The sequence below is a fragment of the Nocardia sp. FBN12 genome (assembly GCF_054031145.1).
In genome coordinates this window covers 3,151,767-3,171,770 of the sequence record NZ_CM132926.1, presented here as the reverse complement: position 1 = coordinate 3,171,770, position 20,004 = coordinate 3,151,767, and the positions used below count along the sequence as shown (strand labels likewise).

Sequence of the window (20,004 nt, the reverse complement as noted above, 5' to 3'; positions counted from 1 at the left end):
ATTGGCGAGCGGTGGAGTTCCCAGAGGGCGGGCGACGCGCAGCGCGAAGCTGGGGCAGTTCGCTGCCGGTCAGGCTATGCGGGAAGTCGGGCGGCGGCTGTCGATGATAGGGCGCACCGACGAGGCGCGAGAGGTTCTCGCCGAGCGGTCGGCGATGATGAAGGCACAGCAGATCGTCGCGGTGCTGGGAAGTATGAAGGGCTCGGCGATGAAGCTCGGGCAGATGGGATCGGTGCTCGATCTCGACTTCGTTCCCGAAGCGCATCGAGAGCAGTTCCGTGCCCAGCTCGCGGCCCTGCAGGACCGGGCGCCCGCGATGCCGTTCTCGATGATGCGGCAGGTGATCGAGGACGACCTCGGTCCCTTGTCGCGGACCTTCGCCGAGTTCGGCGAGACATCGATCGCGGCGGCGTCGATCGGCCAGGTACACCGGGCACGACTGCACGACGGGCGCGTCGTCGCGGTCAAGGTGAAGTATCCCGGGGTGGATCGTGCCGTCCACGCCGATATCAGCAATCTCGAGTTCCTCGGCAAGATGGCGAGCACGGTGTTGCCGAGCATGGCCGATACGAGCGTGCTGGAGGAAGTCGCCAGCAATCTGCGCAGCGAACTCGACTACGAGCGCGAGGCTCAGACCCAGCATCGGGTCGCGCAGCGCTATCGCGGCCATCCCTTCATCATCGTGCCCGACAGCATCGAGGAATTCTGCACCCACAATGTGCTGGTCACCGAATTCGTTGCGGGGAAACCCTTTTCGCATATCCAGACGCTGCCCGCTGCCGAGCGTGACCGGCTCGGCGAGCTGATCTACCGCTTCTATATCGCGGGCCTGTTCGCCGACAACGAGTTCTGCGGTGACCCGCATCCGGGCAATGTGCTGCTGGCCGACGACGGCAAACTCGCCTTCGTCGACTTCGGTCTCTACAAGGAGATGGACCCGGCGCACGTCGAATTCGAACGTGACGTCCTGCGCGCAGCCGCGGAGGGGCGGGGTGAGGATCTGTTCGCGGCGTGGGTGGGGCGCGGGATCATCGACCCCGATTCCGCGGTCACCGTGGAGGAGAGTCTGGCCTACGTCTGGGCTGCCACAGGCTGGCATCTGCTCGACGAGGAAGTCACCATCACCCCCCAATTGGCCACCGGCGCACTACTTCTCGCCGTCGACCCGCGCGCGTCCGACTTCCAGGGCATGCACAAACAGCTGCTGCCGCCCGAGCACGTGTTCTCCCGCCGCGCCGACCTTTTCACCTTCGCGACCCTCGGTCAGCTGCGCGTTACCGCCAACTGGCATCAACTCGCCCGCGAATGGCTCTACGGCGAACCCCCGCAGACCGAAACCGGCCGGGTGATCGAGCAGTGGCGCCGCGGTCTGGGTGATCAGACCGGTCGATAGAATCCGCCTATGAATACTGTGCTCGGCCGCGTGGCCGACCGGATCCTGGTGACGATGGCCGCCGCCGCGACCGCGACCACCCTCGGCATCGGAACCGCTCACCCCGACCCGCGCGAACAGTTCCAATCGGCCGCGGGCACCGAAGGCCTCGACCCAGCCCTCGCCGCCGCCTACACCCTCGCCGAGCAACAGGCCCACGCCGAGGATGTGCCGTTGTCCGTCACATCCGGTCACCGCACGTACGAGCAGCAGGAATGGCTCTGGCAAGACGGCCTCGCCACCTACGGCAGCCCCGACGAAGCCCGCCGCTGGGTCCTCCCGCCCGAAGAATCCACCCACGTCTCGGGCCACGCCGTCGACGTCGGCCCGCAGGAGGGCGCGCAGTGGCTCGAGGCCAACGGCAATCGGTGGGGGCTCTGCCGGACCTTCGACAATGAGTGGTGGCACTTCGAGCTGGTCACCGCACCCGGCGCGCCGTGTCCGCCCCGGGTGCCGGACGCGAGTCAGCGCTAGCGCTGAATCCGGTCTCGGGGTCGCCAGTGCCGTGGCAGTGCACCCGCGTGCACTGCCACGCGCAAGTTCAGCGCAGCTCGGCGAAGAATGTCCGGATGTCGGCGACGTGTGCGGCCGGTTCCTCCATGGCGACGAAATGGTTGCCCGGGTTTTCCGACGGCCAGTGGGTGATCTTGTTGCCGTGATCGGCGATCTTGCGCATGAGTGGTGACCCGCCACCGTAGACGCCGGTCGGCACCAGGTTCTGGTCGGTGGGCCAGCCGAAACCGCCGCCCGCGCGCAGTCCGTCGTACATCGGCCAGGACGAGGTGCCGGTGGTCTGGGTGAACCAGTACAGGGCGATATTGGTCAGCAGATGGTCGCGGTCGATCACGTCCTCGGCGCGATCGGCCATGTAGGCGAACTCCTGGAACTTCTGCATCATCCACGCCAGCAGTGCCACCGGTGAATCGTTCCAGCCGAGCGCGAAGGTCTGCGGCGCCGCCCGCAACAGGGCGTGGTGGTCGACGCCGCCGGTCATCCACTGCTGCATTTCCGCCCACTGCGCGCGGTCCTCGGCCGACATCGCGGGGACGTCAGCCTCGGTCGGCATACCGATCCCGCCGTCGAGATGCACCCCGATCACGTGTTCCGGTGCGGCCAGCGCCATCTCCGGCGCGACGTAGGCGCCGAGGTCGCCACCCTGGGTGCCGTAGCGGTCATACCCGAGACGATCCATGAGGGTGGTCCACATCCGCGCGACTCGTGCCGTGGTCATGCCGGTTTCGGCGGGTGCTGCCGAGAAGGTGAATCCGGGGACGGACGGGATCACCACGTCGAAGGCGAGGGCGGGGTCGAGCCCGTGGGCGCGTGGGTCGGTGAGCGGGCCGATGGTGCGGGTGAATTCGACGAACGAGTTGGGCCAGCCGTGGGTGAGCAGCAGCGGCACCGCGTCGGGCTCGGGGGAGCGGACGTGCACGAAATGCACATCGAGGCCGTCGATCTCGGTGATGAACTGGGGGAATTCGTTGAGCTCCGATTCCCTTGCGCGCCAATCGAAATCGTTCGCCCAGTACTGCGCCAGCTCGCGCAGATACGCGGTGGGGACACCGCGTTCCCAACCCTCGCCCGGGAGTGGGGCCGCCCAGCGCACCCTGGTCAGGCGGTCGTGCAGGTCGTCGAGGTCGGCCTGGGGGATGTCGATGCGGAACGGGCGAATGGTGGTCATCGGGACTCCTCGTTGTCGGTGTGATTCCGACGCTATCTCCCATCTAGGACAGTTCCGGTCCTACATGTCCGGGAGAATCGAGAACATGACCGATACCGCCGCCCGACTGCTCCGTTTGCTCTCGCTGCTGCAGATGCCACGTGAGTGGCCGGGTAGCGAACTGGCCGACCGGCTCGGCGTCACCGACCGAACCGTGCGACGCGACATCGACCGGCTGCGTGACCTGGGTTATCCGGTGGTCGCCGCGATGGGTGCGGCCGGCGGCTACCGGCTCACCGCAGGCTCGGCGCTACCACCACTGATCCTCGACGCGGACGAGGCGGTAGCCGTCGCGGTCGGGCTGAGAGTCGCCGCGGGACAGGCAGTTGCGGGCATCGAGGACGCCTCGGTGCGGGCCATGACCAAACTCGAGCAAGTCCTCCCCGCGACACTGCGCAGACGGGTGCGCGTGGTCGGTTCGGCGCTCACAGTCCGCGCAGGTGACGGCCCCACCGTCGACCCGGAGGTCCTCACCACCCTCGCCGCCGCCGTCACCAACCGAGAACGCCTCCGCTTCACCTACCGCGACGCCACCGGCACCGAATCCCGACGCCACACCGAACCCGCAGGCGTCGCGGCCGCAGGCCGCCGCTGGTACCTCGTCGCCTACGACCTCGACCGCGACGCCTGGCGCACCTACCGCGCCGACCGCATCGAAACCCCCCACCCCACCGGCGCCCGCATCATCGCCCGCGATCTCCCCGCCGCCGACCCGGCCGACTACGTCGCAGGCCGCCGAACCGACTGGGCCACACCTGAATACCACGTCGACGTCACCATCGAAGCACCGCACGGCCGCATCGCAGGCCGCCTCGGCGAAGAACCGGATACCCTGCGCCCCGACACCGACACCACCTGCCGCCTGACCGCCACCCGCGACGACGACCCCACCTGGCTCGCCGTACAACTGACGGGACTGGGTGTGGCTTTCCGCGTCCACGATTCGCCGGAATTGACCGCACAGCTCCGCGTCCTCGCGGCCCGCCTCCAGCACGCATCGGCCGATTGACCAGCCACGATCGCACTCCTCCTGAACGAGCCGTTCGGTGGGCGCGGCCGAGCACACGATCGCTGCTCGGCTCGAGATCCGCTGGAGCTGCTCGCCGAGACCTGCGGGATCCCCGAGCAAGCTCGATCCGGCACCTCGTAGGCGGACCGTGCGCCTACGAGGCGGTTCCCGACCGGAACGACCTGCGTCCGATCGCGCGAGTCATTCCGCTACGGCGTTAAGACGCAAGCGTGCTGGTCAGGGGTGGGCGGCGACGGCTTCGACCTCGAACAGCACATCGGGGGTGGCCAGGCTCGCGACGCCGACGAGAGTCTGGGTAGGTGGTGTCGTACCCCAATTCGCCTGTACCGCACCGGCGATCGGGCCGAGCTTGCTGACATCGTGGTTCACCACGTAGGTCCTGAGCTGGACGACATGGGCGAGGGTGAGGCCGTGGGCGGCGAGGGCGGTGGCGATGTTGCGGAAGGTTTGGTTCACCTGCTCGGTGAAGTCGGGGGAGACGACCGCGCCGTCCGGGCGCGAGCCGTACTGTCCTGAGACCAGCACCAATTCCGTACCTGCGGGGACGACGGCGGTGTGGCTGTAGCCCAAGGGGGTCGGGTCGTGCAGCCCGTCGGGATTGACGAGGGTGTGGGGCGCGTGATCGGTGTTTGTCATACCGATGAACCTGCCAGGAATACACGACATCTTGTGTCGTGTATTCCTGGCATAGTTTTCGTATGCGAGCTGACCGGCTGGTCTCACTGGTGCTGCTGTTGCGGCGGCACGGGCAGCTGTCCGCGGATACCCTCGCGCGCGAGCTGGAGGTGTCGACCCGGACCGTGCTGCGCGACATCGAGGCGCTGTCCACGGCGGGCGTTCCCGTGTACGCCGAACGCGGTAGGCACGGTGGGTTCGCGTTGTTGCCGGGGTTCCGGACCGAGCTCACCGGGCTGAATCACGATGAGGCGCTGGCGCTGTTGATCGCCGGATCACGGCGTGGCGCACAGGCATTCGGGCTCGGATCGGCCCTAGCGTCGGCCATGCTCAAGGTGGTGGACGCGCTGCCCGAAAGTTATCGGGAAACCGCGAGCGACGCGGCCGCGCGATTGCTCATCGATCCCGCGACCGATCTGCTGTCGCGTCGCCTGGACGCCGAGGAATTGTCCGACACGATCGTTGCCGAGGTCCGGCGCGCGGTGCTCGCCGGGCACAAGCTGCGCATCCACTACGCGGCCGTCGACCAGCGCCCTGAATGGCGCACGGTGGACCCGATCGGTCTGGTCACCGTCCGCGGCCAGGGCTACTTGCTCGCCACGCGATCCGGCGCGGACCGAACCTACCGACTGTCGCGGGTCGTGGCCGCCGAGGAGCTCTCCGAGCCTGCCCAGCGACCCGACCGGGTCGACCTGGACCAGGCCTGGCAGGAACGCAGCGCCCGGTTTCGGGCAGGCGGCGACCTGGTCACCGTGCAGGTTCTGGTCGACCCGGCGCGACGGGAGATGTTGGTCGGCACCGCGCTGGCTGTCCACAGCGAAGAATCGGACGCCGGCCGACTGCGGCTGGAGGTCACCTTCCAGGATCCGAGACACGCCGAATGGGCGATATGGCAGCTCGCCACCGACGCGGAGGTGCTGGACCCGCCGTGGTTGCGGACCTCCCTGCGCAACCGCGCCGCCGCGCTCGTTACCTGCTATGACCCCTCGTCTGCCAGGTGACTGTCGACCGGTCGTGCGACGGGTCACCCGCAGACCGGAGGGTCAGCCCACCGGTGCCGGTTCGCCGGGCATGCCCTCCAGCGTCAATCCGCCCTCGATGGTGTTGGGAACGCGGCGGCGGTTGGGGGAACTCAGCGCTGTCGTGAGGTCGCCGCCGTCGTGTTCGGCGAGGAGTTCGCCGCTGTCCCAGACGAGAAGTGTTGCGCTGACGGTGTTCTCGGCGGTGGAGTGGGCCAGGTCGTAGTGGGCGCAGCCGGGCACGTGGGGGTAGGTGATCCAGAGGTCGTAGCCGGTCATGAACAGGTCGAGGTCGAATTGCACACTCAGGCTGAGCAATTCGCTGCGGCCGTTGTCGTCGACGCCGGCAAAGGCTTCGTCGAGAGCGAGTAGGCGTGGCGCCTGAGGATCGGCGGAGTCGAGCATCACGTGGGCGGCGGCGAAGAGGGGCAGGTGCAGGGAGACGGATTGTTCGCCGCCGGAGAGGGCGCTGTGCCGGGCGACGGTGAGTTTGTCCTCGGTGCCGTCGCCCGAGATGAGGGTGAAGGAGAAGACCCGCCACGTGCGGTAATCGAGGGTGGCGGCGAGGATTTCGGGGTAGGACCGCTCCGGGTGGGCGGTGCGGGCGGCGCGGATCTCGGCCGCGAAGTGGGCGCGCACCGAGCCGAGGTCTTCCGGGCTCAGTGCGGTGGTGTCGCGGTCGAGCAGCTTGCACATCGAGCGGGCGGACTCCGACAGGCCGTCGGCGAGGATCCAGTGCACGCCGATGGTGTTGCCCGACGACATCCGCCGCTGCTTCATCTCCGCGCCCATGCGGGAGATGAGTTCGCGAGCGTCGGTGGTGCGTTCGTGGATCTGCTGCGCCAGGCCGGTCAGCAAGGCGTCTTCGAGGATGCGGCGTTCGGCGTCGGTGAGCAGCAGCTCCTGGTCGCGACGGGCGGCGTCGATGCGGGCGGCGAAGTCAGCGAGGGCTGCCTGGCCGTTCTCGTCGTGGACGGCGACGACGGTGAGACCGTCGGCGGCGTCCCAGTTCAGGCGATAGTCGCGGCCCGAGGCGGTGAGAGCGGCGTCGAACTCCTGCAGTGCGCTGGTGACCGCGGACCGCGTGGATTTGCGGCCCGCCTCGGTGGCACGCACCTGGCTGGTGGCGGTGTCGAGGTCGGCGAACAGGGCGCCCACCTCGTCGGGCAGCACCACCGGATCGGTTTCCGGGCCCGCGGCGACGATGCGGTATTGCAGTTGCTCCGGGGTGGACCACGCGGCATCGCTACTGGGCCACCGGTGTTCGATCGAGGCGCCGAGCAAACTCAGCAGGTCGGGCCGGGCGTAGGGGGCCAGCGAACGGACCTCGGCGAGTACCTCGGTGAGCGCGGTGGCGAGGGCTTCGTTGGCGGTGCGATAGGCGGCCTCGGCATCGCCGACCGCTTCGATCGCGGCATTGGCGGCCTTGCGGGCAGCCCGCTGTTCGGCCTTGGCCGCCTCGATGGCGCCGCGAGCCAGGTCCAGGTCACGGTCGATGTCGGCGGCACTGGCGCCCAACGCTTCTCGTAGCGTTTCGAGTTTGCGCTGCTGTTCGGTGAAGCCAAGCCGGGCAGCCTCGGCCTCTTCGGCGAACGCCTCGGCGAGTGCGCGCGCTTCGTCGTGCCGGTCCGCGCCCTCGCGCTCACGTTCGCGCTCCCGCTCGTGTTCGGCGCGCAGGCGCAACAGGCCTGTACCGGTGTTCTCGAAATGCCGGATCGCGGCGGCCAGCGCGTCGAGTTCGCGCGCCTCGCGGGGGGTTCGGTGTGCCTGGGCTGCGGCGCGAACCTTCTTGTCCAGTGCGGCGACCTCGGCGACGGCCTGGTCCAGTTCGCGTTCGGCCTGGGACGCCGCTTCCACCCGCGAGCGCATCAGGCCCGCGGTCTCGGCCACGGCACGCAAGGCGGAGACCACCGCCGACGGGCGCGGTAGCGCCTTGGCGGCGGCCGACAATGCGGCCAATTCCGCGGTGGCGGAAGCATCTTCGGCCCGCGCGGTCTCGTGCTCGGCAGTGGCGGCCTCGATCGAGGCTTCGATCTCGGCGAGCCGGGACTCGCGCCTACGGGCTCGCGCGGTGGTCCCGATGAACTCGGCTTCGGACTTGTGATGGTGGCCGACGAGGACGCCCTGCCGGAAGCATCCGGCGAGGCCGACGACGACCCGTGGCGCGTCGGTGGTGGTGAGGGCGGTGAGCGTGGCGCCGGAGAATGACCGCGCCGCGCCGAGAGCTGCCGCCTCGGCGTCGAGTCCTGTGGGCCGCGGCTGTGCGGAGACATCGTGCAGGGCGATAGAGGCGAGCACGGCGCTCACGGTCTCGGTGGGCACCGTGAGGTCGGTCGAATCCTCCTCGACGACAAGGACATCGGCGAGAGTAGGGCCGGGCGGGCGCTGGTCTACCGGTAAGGGCAGCAGGAAGTGGTCGGAGTCGATGTCGGCGGGCAGGGTCGGGCCGCAGATCCAGCTGTCGAGTAGACCGCTGGACTGGAGTGCCGCTTCGATACCGGCCGCGTCCCGTGGGGACACCGCGTCGGCGAAGCGCACCAGCTGCCACAGTGGCGCACCCGGAAGTCCCTCGCGGACACCGGTTCTGGCGGGATGCGCGGGGGGAGCATCGTCGCGCTGGGCGGCGATCTGCTGACGCTCGGCGACCAGGGCGTCGCGGCGCGCGGCAGCGGCAGTGGTGCGGGAGCGCGCCTCTTGGCGGCGGGTGCGGATCTGCTCCTGCAGCGGCTCGCACCGCTCGGCCAAGACCTCGGAGGCGGACGGAATGTCTTCCACACCCGCACCGGCCATCGCGGCGTCGAGCGCCGCGAACAAGCCGACGGCGGTGCCCACCGGCTCGGCGACCGCGGCGAAAACCTCGGTGTTCGCGGTCCACCAGGTGCGCAGGGCGGCGGCGGATTCACTGCGGGCCAAGGCGACCGCGGCTTCGGCGTGCGCGACTTCCGCGGCGGCCGAGTCACGCAGTTCGATCGCGCGCTCGGCGAGGCGTTCGGAGCGGGTGCGTTCAGCGGCGGCGGTTTCCCACTTGCCCAGTGCTTTTCGGACGGCTCGGACGTCGGCGTCCCGTTCCTCCGCGTGGCCGCGGACCGCCGCGGTGAACTGGTCGCCGCGGCCCTCGGCGCTCGGCTGGGTCCATTCGATGCCCGCTTCTTCGGCGGCGGCGCGCACGGCGTCTTCGCCGCGAAGGAGGCCGGCGGCAGCGGTGCGCACCGCTTCGGTGGCGCGGGTGGCTTCTTCGGCGCGGCGCTGCAGCGTGTGCGCTGCTTCGGCGGCCTTGTCGCGGTGGGCGGCGGCGGAGGTTTCGAGGCGGCGCACGGCGTCGGCGAGGTCGTCGAGTTGCTGTTTGCCCTCGTAGGCGCTGGAGCGCTGGAGGTTCTCGCGGTCGGCGATGGCCTGTTCGTAGGCGTGGTCGGCGTTTTCGGCCCTGGTCTCGGCCTCGGTGCGGTCGGTGTCGCGGCGGGTGCGCAGGGCGGTCGCGGCGAAGAGCGCGGTCGAGGCGTTGGTGACGGCGTCGAGGCGGGTGCGAAGTTGGTCGACGTCGGTTTTCGCTTGTACCGCAAGGTATTTGCGGTAGACGTCGACGAACCGCCGGGTGGCGGTGTCGGCCTGGATGAGACCGTCGAGGGTCCGCCCGACCTCCTCCATATCGCTGAACGAGCGGGCCGCGTCGAGGATCAACTGCTCGTCGAGGGGGCGCAGGCCGTCGGTGAGTGCCTGCGAAAGTCCGCGCGGATCGAGGTTTTTGGCGAGCTGGGGTCGGCGCAGGGTGAGGATCAGGTTGATCAGCTGGTCGTAGCGTTGCACGCCGAGCCCGAACATGCGCGCGTCGATCGCGGCGCGGTACTCGACGGGGCGGTCGACGATCGCGTCGCTGCCGATCTGCTCGGCCAGTTGCTTGCGGGTGAGCGGGCGATCATCGGGTCCGATCAGGGAGAAGTCGACCCCGGCGCGGCCGTCGGCGACGAAGTACCACCGGGTCACCTTGTCCGAGGAGCGGGTGGCGCGCATACCGATACCGACGGTGACGGTCACGGGATCGTCCCAGTCCCCGCGCGCGAACTCCATCCACACATACGAGTAGGCCGATTCCTGCTTGCGGTACAGCAGATTCGACTTCATCGTGCGTTCTTCACCGGCGAACGGATTCAGCCTGCGCGGTTCGATCCGCCCGTCCAGGACGAACGGGAACAGCACCTCCAGCGCCTTGGTCTTGCCGGAACCGTTGGGTCCGCGCAGCACCAGGCGACCGTCGGCGAAACTGAACTCCTGGTCGCGGTAGTCCCACAGGTTGACGATGCCCGCACGGGTCGGGACGAACCGCACTCCGCCGTGAATGAGCGCCATGCTCAGACCCCTGCCTCTCCGGTGCTGCCGTCGGTATCGGCGGCGGTGACGAACAATTCCTCGGTCTTGCGCACACGCACGGTGACCACCGCGCCCCGATACCTGGCCAGCGCGGGCAAGACCAGCACGCCGTCCTCGACCGGGCGGATCAGTCGCAGCTTGGTGAGCAGCGCGAGCACCTCGGTGGTGAGCCCGCCGACATCGGCCTGCCATTGCGCGGCGAAGGTCGCGCCGTAGCGGTCGGTGAGCGCGGTGACGGTCGTGCGCACCCAGGCGTCGTCGAGAAACGGGTAGCTGACCGGCTCGGCGTCCGCGCTGTCGTCGGTGAAATCGGGTGCTGGAGTATCGGTGTCGATGTCCTCGGCGAGTGGGGCGAAAACGCCCGCCGTGGGGATGGACGCATCGAGATGCTCGAGCAGTGTGTGATCGGGGGCGAGCGCACCGGGTCGCTGCGGGATCGGGTTGTCGATGTCGAGCACCGCATCGGCGATCTCGCCGATCAGCAGCAGGGCCACCTGGGCCAGCGTTCCGGTGCCGGGGAAGCGGGTGTCGGACAGCCGACCCGAGCTGTCGATCAGCGCCACCCCTTCGGCCCGGCGTTCGGCGCGCAAGCCGGTGCAGTATTCGACCTCGCCGACCAGACGGTCCTGGCCGAGCAGCGCACCCTCGGCTGCCGACAGTTCGTCGAGGTAGACGACCGGGCGCTCGACCAGTGCCCGGCGGACCCGGCGGGCCTGATCGGCCGATGCCTGGTCGGTGTCCTCGGCCAGCAACCCGCGCACGCTGTGCAGATGCTGCAGTGCCCGCGGGGGCCGGAACAGGGCGAACACCACCGGCCGGTCGATGTCGTAGAGCGCCTCGCCCGCCTCCGGGTCGCTGGCCCAGCCGCCCGCGTCACCGTCGGCCAACGTCAGCGCACCCCGCGCACCCAGCCAGCCGATGGCATCCACGAAGGCGTCGCGATCGGCGGCCCGCTCGGTCGACAGGTCCAGGCCCTCGATCCGGCTCGCGTAATCGGCGACGTGCTCGGCCAATTCGGACAGGGTGATCTGGTCGCCGGCCCGGCCGAGCGCGGCGAGCGCCAGCGACAGATAGGCGTAGCGGCGGCGGTCGAAGACCCGATCGTTGACACTGCGGGCGGGCCGCGCGTCATCGAGCCGGTCGTGCACCGGGTAGAGCCGGGCCGTGGTCTCGGTGACTTCGAGCCGGTAGCCGAACAGTTCGGCCAGGTCCTCGCGCAATTCCGTCGCCCACCGGCGGATCAGCGGCAACGCGATCCGGTCGGGGTAGACGCGGGTGACCAGGTGATTGGCCAGCATCACCCGCGCCGCCCGCTGGTAGCTGTCGAGCGCCAGCGCATCGATCCGTTGTCGCTTCACAGGTTCGTCCCTCGCGTCGCGCGGTGGGTGCGGGCATCGAGCGAGTCGATGCGCGGGCAAGCCCGGCGTGACCGCCGCGGTGTCATCGCACGACCCCCCGTCGAGCCGATTCGCGCACTTCGAGGCGGCGGTTGTTCAGGTGGAGGAGGCCCGCGGCGGTCCGGATCACTGTCGACCCGTCGCACGGACGTACCGTCAAGGTCACGCCGTTGTCGGAACCTGTTGTGCCGTCGACCTTTCCGCTCACCGGAACCCAGGCGGTCGAGGCCGCGTCGAGCAGGCGCAGCAACACCTCGGTCTCGCGCTGGTCCAGCTCCCGCTCGTGCACATTGCCCTTCGACAACGACGCGGCGGCCGCGGCGCGTTCGCGCTGCGCCGCCAGTTGGGCCTCGCGCAGCCGCCGCACGCCCGCGTCGTTGCGCGAGATCCGGGCGGGGGCGCCCGCGGTGGGTGCGCGCCCGGTCTCGGCGAGTGTGCGGGAAATTTCCAAAGGTGTTGCGTCCCACCAGGATCGGCTGGCCGGGATCAGCTCCGCATCGGGATGTTCGAGCGACAGATGGCGCGGCTTGCCCAGTCCGAACACCGCATCGTAGAGCGCGTGCGCGCTGCCCGCGGTGGGCGTGGCGACGAACCATTCGGCCAGGTGCCGCAACGCCGATTCCCGGCTGACACCACCGCGACGGGTCTCGGTGACCCGCCGCAACAGCGACAGCACCGCCGCGATCGCGCTCATCGTCGCCTCGCGCAGTCGATCGGCCTCACACGTTTCCGGCGATTCGCTGCCCGCCGCGACGAACCAGGTGCGCAACCCGGCCCAGCGCGCACGCCAATCCGCTTCGCGTTCAGCGAAACTCAGCAACACCCGCTCGTCGCACCCGGCCGCGCGGCCGATCAACTGTTCGACCCCGGTCTCCTCGACCTCGCCGATCGCCGCGGCCAGCCGCGGCGCGAATCGGGCCAGATCCATGCTGAACTCCCGCATGTGCGCGAGCAACGCGTCCTTGTGCGCGAGAAACGATTCCGGCGTGATCTCGGTGGTGCGCACCAGATCGCCCAGCGACAGGTAGAAATGCGCGGCCCGCGCGGCCATGTCGGTGAGCGCGGCGTCGAGCCTGCGCAAGGTGGTGTAGACCCGTTCGGCGTCGCCGTCGCGGTTGGCGGCGGAGAGGGTGCGCAGGTCGGCGAGCAGTTCGGGCAGCACCAGCCGCGACAGGGACGCGTCCTCCATCCGGGCCGCGAGCACCCCGGCCACCGCCCGGTAGGCCTGGAAGCCCGCCTGCGCGAACTGGTAGACGTAGTGCCGATTGCGGTACTCGGCCAGGGTGGCCGCCCGGGTGCCGTCGTAACTGCGTTCCAGCACACCCCAGCGATGCAGCTGTTCGAGCAGCGGACCGATCTCGACCGCGGGCAGTGGAACACCCGCGGCCGCCTCGATCCGGCCGCCCGACTCGGCTTTCGAAATCCACTCCGCGACGTCGTCGGCGTGCAACAACACCACGTAGGCGGCGCGAGCGCTGTCGAAGGCGCGCAGCACCCGCAGGTAGTCGGCGCGCTTCTCGGCGGTCGCGAAGGAGAACAACCGCAGACGCTCGTCCCACAGGGCGGGGACGGCGCTGGGCAGCCCGTCGGCGGAGTCGGTCACCGTAGACAGGTTAGTGGTGGCCTCCGGGTGCGACGCCGGACCCGTCCCCGATCGGCGTGGCACCGCCGCGCGAGCTCACCCCACATTGAGCGATCGCAGCTGCTCGAGGAACGATTGGGTGCGCTGATCTCCTGGGTACCGTTCGATGATCTCCCTGGCCGCCTCGCCCGCGATCCACGCCAGTGACGGCAACGACTTGCGGCCCGCCGAGAACGCCGCGACACCCTCCTCGACCGCGCGCTCGAGATCGCGATCGCGCACGGCGACGACGGCCAGGGTCAGCCGCGCCTCCGAGACCCGCATGGGATTGCGGACCGAACCGTCCGGTCGGGTCGAATCGCTGATCACCTGCTGGGCGTAGCGCTCGGCCAGTCGATCCTGGCCCGCCACCCGGCAGCAGTCCATCGCGTAGAAGTCGAATTTCGTGGCATCGACGACGAAGTGGTTGTCCAGATCGGCCGGATGACCCATCCGCGACAGGATCGCCCTGCCCTCGTCGAGCGCGGTCTGCACATTGCGGCGATCACCCAGCCGGGCCCAGCCCTTGGCGCGCTGCGCCGCCAACTGCACCCCCACACTCGACGACGTGGTACCCGCCATCGCCTTCTCCGAGACATCGATCGCGCCACGGAAGTTGCCCTGGGTCAACGCGAACCACGCCGACATCTCCGCGGCCCACCCGACGATCTCGGCATTGCCCGCCTCGCGGCCCAGCGAATCGGCGGCTCGGCGGGTGGCCTCGGCGCCACCGCGGCGGCCCAGATCGTAGTCGACGCAACCGACCAGCAACGCGACCCAGCCTGCCAGAACGAGGATTTCGCGATGCTGGCTCAGCGTCAGTCTGCCGTCGAGCAGAGAGGTGATCCGGCGCAGCCACGCGGTCCCCTCGGTGTGCAGTGCGTAGGGGTCGGCGTAGGCGTATTCGCAGCACAGCCTTTCGGCGGTGATCCGCACCGCGTCCAGGGTGGCGCTGTTGACGTCGGACATTCTGAGTCGTCCGATGAACTCCAGAGTGTCCATACCGGTTGCCGATAACAGCTCGTCATCCCGGTTGGGACGGGACTTCGGGAAGAACGCGGCGGGGACGGTGTCGAACGCGGCCGCGATGATCGGCGCGTAGAACTCGTCAGGTCGCGATTCCCCGGATTCCCAGCGGCGCCAGTTGCGCAGCAAGGTACTGTCCGTCGGCAGGTTGTGGGAGGACTTGGCACGCATCGCGCGAACGGCATCGCTTTGCGACCACCCCCTCGCGTCACGTTCCGAGCGCATCCGAACAGCCCAGACGGGTCGATCATCAGTTGCGGTCACGGCGGTAGTATTCCACCAGTTAACGTTCGGCGTCCCGGATAGGGCATGTAGATGTCATCGGATTGACATCTGCTGCCGGGGGCCACGAATGTTCATGATGTAAGCAGGTACTCGGCTCGATAACCGGATGCCGGCTTTGCAGGAGAGCTTGCAGGGCAACGCAGTACCCCCGCGTGGCGCACCGCGTGACGCGGGGGGATCGGTACACGACAGGTCCGACAACAGAACAGCGATCCCAATCCAACGGAGGTTCGGGTGGAAGCGTTGATCTATGGATACTTGCGGGACGATCTGGCCGATGGCCAGAGCGACCAATTGGAGGATGCGCTACGCAGCCTCGCACGGACCGCGGGCATGTGTTTCGCCGCGACGTTCCACGAAGCACCCGCGGGTGACGGTGCGGCGTTCGCCGAACTCACCCAGGAATTGAAGCGCGCCGACGCCCACCACGTGGTGGTGCCGTCGCTCGATCACCTTGCCGGCCAAACGATTCCGCGTGACCTGCTGATCGCGAAGCTGGCGCACGAGGCGGCCGCCCAGGTGCTGACCCTGGAGCGTTGACCATGGGATCCGATGCAGGCACCGATCCGCCATCTCGGTAGCGGCCGCCCCAGCGGCCGGACAGGCCATCGGCGCGAGCGTGCTGGTCGCCGAATGCCCAGCTATGACAAGGCCTTTCAGCTCACGCCAGCAGCACGGCGCTGACGATCAGCCGCTGCCAGACTGCCGTCGCCTTCGCTCCGGCCCCGCCGTGAACGAAGTACCAACAGGCCAGCGGTGACAACGCGCGTACCCGCGCGGGATCTTCGGTCTAGAGGCCGAAGCTGCCCGGTCCGCGCCTGCGCAGATACTTCTCGAACTCCGCCGCGATGGCGTCGCCGTCGATCTTGGACATGGTCTCGTTGAGGTCGATCGCCGCGTCGCCGCGCTCTTCCAGGGAGCGCACGTACTCGCTGATCTCCTCGTCGCCGAGGGTCATCTCGTTGACCGCGGCCTCCCACTCCTCGGCCTGCTTCGGCAGCTCACCGAGCGGAACCTCGATGTCGAGGACGTCTTCGACCCGGTGCAACAGCGCGATCGTCGCCTTGGGGTTCGGCGGCTGCGACACGTAGTGCGGGACGGCGGCCCAGAACGACACCGCGGGCACACCAGCCTTGACGCACTGGTCCTGCAGCACGCCGGTGATCCCGGTCGGGCCCTCGTACCTGGTCTGTTCCAGGTTGAACCGCTCGGCCGCCTCGGGACTGTAGGCCGAACCGGTCACCGGCACCGGACGGGTGTGCGGGGTATCGGCCAGCAGCGCGCCGAGGATCACGACCGTCTCCACGCCGAGTTGCTCGATGAATTCGAGCAGGTCGTCGCAGAAGCTGCGCCATTTCATATTCGGTTCGATGCCACGAAGCAGCACCACATCGCGGTCGCTGCCGGGCGGGGAACACACCGACAGCATCGTCGAGGGCCACTGGATTTCCCTGGTCACCCCGTCGACCTGACGGACGGTCGGCCGGTTCACCTGGTAGTCGTAGTATTCCTCGGAATCGAGTTCGGCCAGCGGCTCGGCATCCCAGATCAACTCCAGATGTTCGATGGCGCCACTGGCGGCATCGCCGGCGTCGTTCCAGCCCTCGAAGGCGGCAACCATGACGGGATTGCGCAACGTCGGCAGTTCCGTCTCGGGGGTCTCACTGGCATCCACCCGGTCAGCCTAGTGTCTTGTGCGAATTGTTTTGCGGTGACCGACGGTGTTGCGTGTTTCGCCCGCGGACAGTGGTCCACGCCACTTGATTCACCCACAGTGGTCTTGTTCGTCGGAGGCGCCCTCTAGTCTTGAATCATGTCTGCGTCCTTGCCCACCGGGTTCGATACCACGCTCCTCGACACGCTCCGGCGGCGTGTCGTCATCGGCGACGGCGCGATGGGCACGATGTTGCAGGCCGCGGATCTGTCGCTCGACGACTTCCGCGGCCTCGAGGGTTGCAACGAGATCCTCAACGACACCCGCCCTGATGTGCTGGCCGAGATCCACCGCGCCTACTTCGCCGCGGGCGCGGATGCGGTGGAGACCAACACCTTCGGCTGCAACCTGCCCAACCTCGCCGACTACGACATCCAGGACCGCATCCGCGATCTGTCCGAGCGTGGCACCCGCATCGCCCGCGATGTCGCCGACGAGATGGGTCCCTCGGCGGATGGCACCCCGCGCTATGTGCTGGGCTCGATGGGCCCCGGAACCAAGCTGCCGACCCTGGGCCACGCCCCGTTCGTCTCGCTGCGTGATGCCTACACCGAAGCCGCGCTCGGCATGCTCGACGGTGGTGCCGATGCCATTCTCATCGAGACCTGCCAGGACCTGCTGCAGGTCAAGGCCGCGATCACCGGTAGCCGCCGGGCGATGATCGCCGCCGGTCGCCGGATCCCGATCATCACCCACGTGACCGTGGAGACCACCGGCACGATGCTGGTCGGCAGTGAGATCGGTGCGGCGCTGACCGCGCTGGAACCGCTCGGCATCGACATGATCGGGCTGAACTGCGCGACCGGTCCGGCGGAGATGAGCGAGCACCTGCGGCACCTGTCGCGGCACGCGAACATCCCGGTGTCGGTGATGCCGAACGCGGGTCTGCCGGTGCTCGGTGCCAACGGCGCGGAGTACCCGCTCACCCCCGAAGAGCTCGCTGTCGCGATGAGCGGGTTCGTCTCCGAGTTCGGGCTCTCGCTGGTCGGTGGCTGCTGTGGCACCACCCCGGAGCACATTCGGCAGGTCGCCGAGGCGGTGCGCGAGGTCGAGAAGACCCTGCCCGCGATCGCCGATCGTCGTCATCCCGAGCACGAACCTGCTGTGTCGAGCATGTACACCGCTGTCCCGTTCGAGCAGGACGCGTCGATCATGATGATCGGTGAGCGCACGAATGCCAACGGCTCCAAGGCTTTCCGTGACGCGATGCTGGCCGCGGACTGGCAGCGCTGCCTCGAGATCGCCAAGGACCAGACCCGCGACGGCGCGCACATGCTCGACCTGTGTGTCGACTACGTGGGCCGCGACGGTGCCGAGGACATGAACGAGCTGGCCTCGCGGCTGGCGACCGCCTCGACGTTGCCGATCATGCTCGACTCCACCGAGGTGCCGGTGTTGCAGGCAGGTCTGCAGCATCTGGGTGGCCGGTGCGCGGTGAACTCGGTGAACTACGAGGACGGCGCGGGCCCGGATTCGCGGTTCCAGCAGATCATGCGGCTGGTCTCCGAGCACGGTGCCGCGGTCGTCGCGTTGACCATCGACGAGGAAGGCCAGGCGCGCACGGCCGATCACAAGGTCGCGATCGCCGAGCGCCTGATCGACGACATCACCGGCAACTGGGGCCTGGCGGAGTCCGACATCATCATCGACACCCTGACCTTCACCCTGGGCACCGGGCAGGAGGAGTCGCGCAAGGACGGCGAGGAGACGATCAAGGCCATCCGCGAGCTCAAGCGCCGCCGCCCGCAGGTGCAGACCACTCTTGGGTTGTCGAATATCTCTTTCGGTCTGAATCCGGCCGCCCGGCAGGTGCTGAACTCGGTGTTCATGCACGAATGTGTCCAGGCGGGGTTGGATTCGGCGATCGTGCACGCGTCGAAGATCCTGCCGATGAGCCGGATCCCCGACGAACACCAGCAGGTCGCCCTCGATCTGATCTATGACCGCCGCACCGAGGACTACGACCCGCTGCAGAAGCTGATGGCGTTGTTCGAGGGTGTCTCGACGGCGTCGTCGAAGGCCTCACGCGCGGAGGAAATGGCGCTGCTGCCGTTGTTCGAACGCCTGGAACGGCGCATCGTCGACGGTGAGCGCAACGGTCTCGGCGACGATCTCGACGAGGCGATGCAGACGGTGCCGCCGCTGCAGATCATCAACGAGACCCTGCTCTCGGGCATGAAGACCGTCGGTGAGCTGTTCGGTTCGGGGCAGATGCAGCTGCCGTTCGTGTTGCAGTCGGCCGAGGTGATGAAAACCGCTGTCGCGCACCTGGAACCGCACATGGAGGCCACCGACGACGCGGGCAAGGGGCGGATCGTGCTGGCCACGGTGAAGGGCGATGTACACGACATCGGCAAGAACCTGGTCGACATCATCTTGTCCAACAACGGCTACGAGGTGGTCAACCTCGGCATCAAGCAGCCGATCGCGACCATCCTCGACGCCGCGCAGGACAAGAAGGCCGACGTGATCGGCATGTCCGGGCTGTTGGTGAAGTCGACGGTGGTGATGAAGGAGAACCTCGGCGAACTCAACACCAAGGGTGTGGCCGAGCAGTTCCCGGTGCTGCTCGGTGGCGCCGCGCTGACTCGTTCCTACGTGGAGAACGACCTGACCGAGGTCTACGACGGCGAGGTCTATTACGCCCGCGACGCGTTCGAGGGCCTGCGGTTGATGGACGAGATCATGACCGTCAAGCGTGGCGGTGGCCTCGACCCGGACAGCCCGGAGGCGATCGCGGCGAAGGAGAAGGCCGCCGAGCGTAAGGCGCGCCATGAGCGGTCCAAGCGGATCGCGGCCGAGCGCAAGGCCACCGAGGCGCCGATCGTGGTGCCCGAGCGCTCCGATGTCGCCGCGGATCTGCCGGTGCCGACGCCGCCGTTCTGGGGCACGCGGGTGATCAAGGGTCTGCCTTTGGCGGAGTACTCGGGGCTGCTCGACGAGCGGGCGCTGTTCCTCGGCCAGTGGGGTCTGCGCGGGCAGCGCAAGGGTGAAGGCCCGACCTATGAGGATCTGGTGGAGACCGAGGGCAGGCCGCGGTTGCGGGCCTGGCTCGATCGCCTGGCCACCGAGGGTGTGCTCCAGCACGCGGCGCTGGTCTACGGGTACTTCCCCGCCGTGTCGGAAGGTGACGAGGTCATCGTGTTGACCGAGCCGAATCCTGATGCACCGCAGCGGTATCGGTTCACGTTCCCGCGTCAGCAGCGTGATCGGTTCCTGTGCATCTCGGACTTCATTCGTTCGCGTGAGCGGGCTCGCGAGACCGGGCAGGTCGATGTGTTGCCGTTCCAGTTGGTGACGATGGGACAGCCGATCGCCGACTTCGCGAACGCGTTGTTCGCCGCCGACAACTATCGCGATTACCTCGAGGTGCACGGTATCGGTGTGCAGCTCACCGAGGCGCTGGCCGAGTACTGGCATCGCCGGGTGCGTGAAGAACTGACCGTCGACGGCAAGTCCGTCGCCGCCGAGGATCCCGCTGATGTGCAGGATTACTTCAAGCTCGGTTACCGGGGTGCGCGGTATTCCTTCGGTTACGGGGCCTGCCCGGATCTGGAAGATCGCGCCAAGTTGGTCGACCTGCTCGACGCGGGCCGGGTCGGGGTGACGTTGTCGGAGGAACTGCAGTTGCACCCGGAGCAGTCCACGGACGCGTTCGTGCTGCTGCATCCGGAGGCGAAATACTTCAACGCCTGACAAACTGAGCACTGCAACGCACGC

13 protein-coding genes are annotated in these 20,004 nt (G+C 68.4%); 6 read left to right on the top strand and 7 right to left on the bottom strand.

The window, feature by feature from the left end:
* Positions 1-76 precede the first annotated feature (76 nt).
* Positions 77-1,393, top strand: a complete 1,317-nt coding sequence (locus ACWZHB_RS15285) for an ABC1 kinase family protein (protein WP_427908605.1) — start codon at positions 77-79, stop codon at positions 1,391-1,393.
* A 9-nt stretch (positions 1,394-1,402) separates the two neighbouring features.
* The gene (locus ACWZHB_RS15280) at positions 1,403-1,906 is read left to right on the top strand and encodes a M15 family metallopeptidase (protein ID WP_427908604.1); all 504 of its coding nucleotides are present in this window, start codon (positions 1,403-1,405) and stop codon (positions 1,904-1,906) included.
* A gap of 67 nt (positions 1,907-1,973) precedes the next feature.
* Here the strand turns inward: ACWZHB_RS15280 and ACWZHB_RS15275 are convergent, their stop codons facing one another.
* Positions 1,974-3,113 (bottom strand): epoxide hydrolase, encoded by a 1,140-nt coding sequence (locus ACWZHB_RS15275; RefSeq protein WP_427908603.1) that lies wholly within the window; start codon positions 3,111-3,113, stop codon positions 1,974-1,976.
* Between the two features lie 85 nt (positions 3,114-3,198).
* On the opposite strand from ACWZHB_RS15275, the gene ACWZHB_RS15270 reads away from it, so the two are divergent.
* Entirely contained in the window at positions 3,199-4,161 is a 963-nt protein-coding gene (locus tag ACWZHB_RS15270; protein ID WP_427908602.1) for a helix-turn-helix transcriptional regulator, read from the top strand.
* A gap of 237 nt (positions 4,162-4,398) precedes the next feature.
* Here ACWZHB_RS15270 and ACWZHB_RS15265 read toward each other — a convergent pair whose 3' ends face one another.
* Positions 4,399-4,818 carry a RidA family protein gene (locus ACWZHB_RS15265; protein WP_427908601.1) on the bottom strand — a complete coding sequence of 140 codons (420 nt, stop codon included), beginning with the start codon at positions 4,816-4,818 and terminating at the stop codon, positions 4,399-4,401.
* Positions 4,819-4,880: 62 nt separating this feature from the next.
* Between ACWZHB_RS15265 and ACWZHB_RS15260 the strand changes: the two genes are divergently transcribed.
* Positions 4,881-5,858: a helix-turn-helix transcriptional regulator gene (locus ACWZHB_RS15260; RefSeq protein WP_427908600.1), complete on the top strand. Its 978-nt coding sequence runs from the start codon at positions 4,881-4,883 to the stop codon at positions 5,856-5,858.
* Between the two features lie 42 nt (positions 5,859-5,900).
* Here the strand turns inward: ACWZHB_RS15260 and ACWZHB_RS15255 are convergent, their stop codons facing one another.
* The 4 genes from ACWZHB_RS15255 to ACWZHB_RS15240 all read right to left on the bottom strand — a co-directional run bounded on the left by ACWZHB_RS15255 (position 5,901) and on the right by ACWZHB_RS15240 (position 14,456).
* Complete coding sequence (locus ACWZHB_RS15255; RefSeq protein ID WP_427908599.1) at positions 5,901-10,220, bottom strand: SbcC/MukB-like Walker B domain-containing protein; 4,320 nt, start codon at positions 10,218-10,220, stop codon at positions 5,901-5,903.
* A gap of 2 nt (positions 10,221-10,222) precedes the next feature.
* Positions 10,223-11,599, bottom strand: coding sequence for a TIGR02678 family protein (locus tag ACWZHB_RS15250; protein WP_427908598.1), 1,377 nt, complete (start codon positions 11,597-11,599; stop codon positions 10,223-10,225).
* Positions 11,600-11,681: 82 nt separating this feature from the next.
* Positions 11,682-13,184, bottom strand: a complete 1,503-nt coding sequence (locus ACWZHB_RS15245) for a TIGR02677 family protein (protein WP_427909175.1) — start codon at positions 13,182-13,184, stop codon at positions 11,682-11,684.
* 132 nt (positions 13,185-13,316) lie between these two features.
* Positions 13,317-14,456 carry an XRE family transcriptional regulator gene (locus tag ACWZHB_RS15240; protein WP_427908597.1) on the bottom strand — a complete coding sequence of 380 codons (1,140 nt, stop codon included), beginning with the start codon at positions 14,454-14,456 and terminating at the stop codon, positions 13,317-13,319.
* A gap of 348 nt (positions 14,457-14,804) precedes the next feature.
* Between ACWZHB_RS15240 and ACWZHB_RS15235 the strand changes: the two genes are divergently transcribed.
* Positions 14,805-15,110, top strand: a complete 306-nt coding sequence (locus tag ACWZHB_RS15235; RefSeq protein WP_056809962.1) for a hypothetical protein — start codon at positions 14,805-14,807, stop codon at positions 15,108-15,110.
* Between the two features lie 250 nt (positions 15,111-15,360).
* Here the strand turns inward: ACWZHB_RS15235 and ACWZHB_RS15230 are convergent, their stop codons facing one another.
* The gene (locus ACWZHB_RS15230) at positions 15,361-16,191 is read right to left on the bottom strand and encodes a PAC2 family protein (RefSeq protein ID WP_427909174.1); all 831 of its coding nucleotides are present in this window, start codon (positions 16,189-16,191) and stop codon (positions 15,361-15,363) included.
* A gap of 192 nt (positions 16,192-16,383) precedes the next feature.
* Here ACWZHB_RS15230 and metH point away from each other — a divergent pair, with 192 nt between their 5' ends.
* The gene (gene metH, locus ACWZHB_RS15225; RefSeq protein WP_427908596.1) at positions 16,384-19,980 is read left to right on the top strand and encodes a methionine synthase; all 3,597 of its coding nucleotides are present in this window, start codon (positions 16,384-16,386) and stop codon (positions 19,978-19,980) included.
* The last annotated feature ends 24 nt before the right edge of the window (positions 19,981-20,004 follow it).

Excerpts from the sequence above, each read along its gene's own strand:
- ACWZHB_RS15270 (WP_427908602.1), top strand. The coding sequence starts at position 3,199 with ATGACCGATACCGCCGCCCGACTGCTCCGTTTGCTCTCGCTGCTGCAG.
- ACWZHB_RS15280 (WP_427908604.1), top strand. The coding sequence starts at position 1,403 with ATGAATACTGTGCTCGGCCGCGTGGCCGACCGGATCCTGGTGACGATG.
- metH (WP_427908596.1), top strand. The coding sequence starts at position 16,384 with ATGTCTGCGTCCTTGCCCACCGGGTTCGATACCACGCTCCTCGACACG.
- ACWZHB_RS15230 (WP_427909174.1), bottom strand. The coding sequence starts at position 16,191 with ATGGTTGCCGCCTTCGAGGGCTGGAACGACGCCGGCGATGCCGCCAGT.
- ACWZHB_RS15255 (WP_427908599.1), bottom strand. The coding sequence starts at position 10,220 with ATGGCGCTCATTCACGGCGGAGTGCGGTTCGTCCCGACCCGTGCGGGC.
- ACWZHB_RS15260 (WP_427908600.1), top strand. The coding sequence starts at position 4,881 with ATGCGAGCTGACCGGCTGGTCTCACTGGTGCTGCTGTTGCGGCGGCAC.
- ACWZHB_RS15240 (WP_427908597.1), bottom strand. The coding sequence starts at position 14,456 with ATGCGTGCCAAGTCCTCCCACAACCTGCCGACGGACAGTACCTTGCTG.
- ACWZHB_RS15265 (WP_427908601.1), bottom strand. The coding sequence starts at position 4,818 with ATGACAAACACCGATCACGCGCCCCACACCCTCGTCAATCCCGACGGG.
- ACWZHB_RS15285 (WP_427908605.1), top strand. The coding sequence starts at position 77 with ATGCGGGAAGTCGGGCGGCGGCTGTCGATGATAGGGCGCACCGACGAG.
- ACWZHB_RS15275 (WP_427908603.1), bottom strand. The coding sequence starts at position 3,113 with ATGACCACCATTCGCCCGTTCCGCATCGACATCCCCCAGGCCGACCTC.